At 72.9% G+C, this 2,260-nt stretch carries 4 protein-coding genes; all 4 read left to right on the top strand.

Annotation, left to right across the window (positions count from 1 at the left end; translation table 11 throughout):
- Positions 1 to 512 (top strand): ROK family protein (locus tag V7004_RS15710; RefSeq protein ID WP_334145203.1); only part of this gene is annotated, 512 nt, incomplete at its 5' end.
- Between the two features lie 41 nt (positions 513 to 553).
- Entirely contained in the window at positions 554 to 823 is a 270-nt protein-coding gene (locus tag V7004_RS15705; protein WP_334145199.1) for a hypothetical protein, read from the top strand.
- Between the two features lie 41 nt (positions 824 to 864).
- Entirely contained in the window at positions 865 to 1,374 is a 510-nt protein-coding gene (locus V7004_RS15700; protein WP_334145197.1) for an HNH endonuclease, read from the top strand.
- 52 nt (positions 1,375 to 1,426) lie between these two features.
- A partial coding sequence (locus V7004_RS15695; RefSeq protein WP_334145195.1) for an enolase C-terminal domain-like protein occupies positions 1,427 to 2,260 on the top strand: 834 nt, incomplete at its 3' end.

The raw sequence follows: 2,260 nt of genomic DNA, 5'->3' as shown, positions 1-2,260 counted from the left end.
GGGTCGGGAACTTCGTGGGCATGGTGGTGTCCACGGGGGTCGGTGGTGGCATCGTGCTCGAGGGGCGGCTCCTCGGTGGTGAGCAGGGGAACGCGGGCCACATCGGCCACGTGAACGTCGAACCGGACGGCCACCCCTGTCCGTGTGGGGCGCGCGGTTGCCTCGAGGCCGAAGCGTCGGGCACCGCCATTGCCAGGATCACCGGCCGTCCTGCGTCCGAGGCGAGCCCCGAGGTGATCGCCCGCGCCGGCACCCACGTGGGTCGGGCCGTCGCGTCGGTCGCGAATCTGCTGGATCTGCGGCTGGCGGTGGTCGCCGGTTCGGTGGCCCTGGGCTACGGCGTCCCGTTCTTCGCCGCCGCGCAAGCGGAGCTCGACCGGCGAGCGCGACTCGCCTTCGCGGCCGGGGCTCGGATCGTGCCCGCGGGCCTCGGGGACGCCGGCCCGCTCGTCGGCGCCGCGGCGGTCGGATGGGCAGGCATCGGCCACGACATCGGTGTGGTGGTTCACTGAGCTGTCCCGTCCTGGCGTGAGCACCCGGTAGGGTCCGCCAGGTGGGCGATGGTCCGAGCACCCGATGGGTCGTGCGCGCCACGCTGGCGGTGGCCCGCCACCCGTCCCTGTGGCCGACGGCACTCCGGCAGGTGTTCGTGCTGGCCCGCCCCCGCTGGTGGGCAGCCCGCCCGCACCTGCCGTTGCCGGACCGGTCGTACCTGCGCTTCCGGCTTCAGACCGCGTACGGCGATCCCGACCGGGAGCCCGAACCACGCGACGTGGTCACCTACCTGCACTGGTGCCGGTCCTGGCACCGGCTCGACCCGTAGCGGCCGCCACACCGCCCGCTGATTGGGTACCCTGCCCCGGCATGAGCCGGGCGCTCGTGCTCAACGCTTCCTTCGAGCCGCTGTCGGTCGTCCCGGTGCGACGCGCGGTCGTGCTGGTGTTGAGCGAGAAGGCGGAGGTCGTCCACGAGTCCGGCGACGTGATGCGCTCCGAGCGGCTGGTTGTCAGCGTGCCGAGCGTCGTGCGGCTGCGCAGCTACGTCCGGGTGCCGTACCGCAGGGTCGCCGCCCTCAGCAGGCGCGGGGTCTTCCTGCGCGACGGCGGCGTGTGCCAGTACTGCGGCCGCAAGGCCGACAGCATCGATCACGTCGTGCCGCGCAGCCGTGGCGGAAGCCACGTCTGGGAGAACGTCGTGGCTGCGTGCGGTCGCTGTAACAGCGCGAAGCGCGATCGACTCCTCGAGGAGACCTCGATGCGCTTACGGCGTCGCCCCCAGGTGCCGTCGCACATGAGCTGGGTGGCCGTCGCGGTGCCGAGGATACCGGCTGACTGGAGCCGCTACGTCGGTATCGCCGGGGCCATCCCCGCCTGAGCGCGTGGGCGAACCAGCACCCGGGGACCGTCGAGTTGTCCGGGCGGAACTCATGCTGGTCCGCCTCCCGCTGCGCACGCCGTTCGTCTCGGCGCACGGCGCCGAGACCGTGCGTGAAGTCACCATCGTGAAGCTGGTCGCCGATGACGGGGTCACGGGCTGGGGGGAATGCTCATCGCTCGGCGCGCCCGGCTATGCCACGGAGACCGGCACCGCCTCCTGGGACGCGCTGCGCGGGGAGATCATCCCGGCGATGCTTGCCGGAGGACCGTGGCGTGACCGGACACGGCCGATGGCCAGTGCGGCGGTGGACACCGCGCTGGCCGACCTCGACTGCCGGTCCCGGCACGAGTCCCTCGCGGCCCACCTGGGGGGGAGCCGCTGGTGGGTCGAGACCTGCGCCGTGATCGGTCTCGTTCCCAACCTCGACGAGCTTCTGGCAGCCGTGTCGGCCCGGGTGGCTGAGGGGTACCGACACCTGAAGCTCAAGATCCGGCCCGGCTGGGACGTCGAGCCGCTGCGTGCGGTGCGTGAGCGCTTCCCGCAGGTGTCGCTCGCCGCGGATGCCAATGGGTCCTACGGCGACGGCGGGACGCCGTTCCCGACCGCGACGATCGACTCGCTCGGGTTGGCGTACCTGGAACAGCCCTTCGCCGCCGGTCGCCTCGACCTCGCGGCCGAGCTCGGGGCACGCGCCGCCACACCGATCGCGCTCGACGAGAGCATCGGCTCGGTCGAGGCGGCCCGCCGAGCGGTGCAGACGGGTGCGGCCCGGGTGCTCAACGTGAAGCCGGCGCGACTGGGCGGGATCGGAGCAGCCTGCGAGGTGTGCGAGGCGGCCGCCGGACTGGGCGTGGACGCCTTCGTGGGGGGCATGCTCGAGACG

This window comes from Rhabdothermincola sp., from assembly GCF_036846205.1.
GTDB lineage: Bacteria > Actinomycetota > Acidimicrobiia > Acidimicrobiales > Acidimicrobilacustridaceae > Rhabdothermincola.
This window is presented reverse-complemented; position numbering and strand designations above follow the sequence as displayed.

What these genes read in the sequence shown, in the direction of transcription:
- V7004_RS15700 (WP_334145197.1), top strand. Translation starts at nt 865, where the DNA reads ATGAGCCGGGCGCTCGTGCTCAACGCTTCCTTCGAGCCGCTGTCGGTC.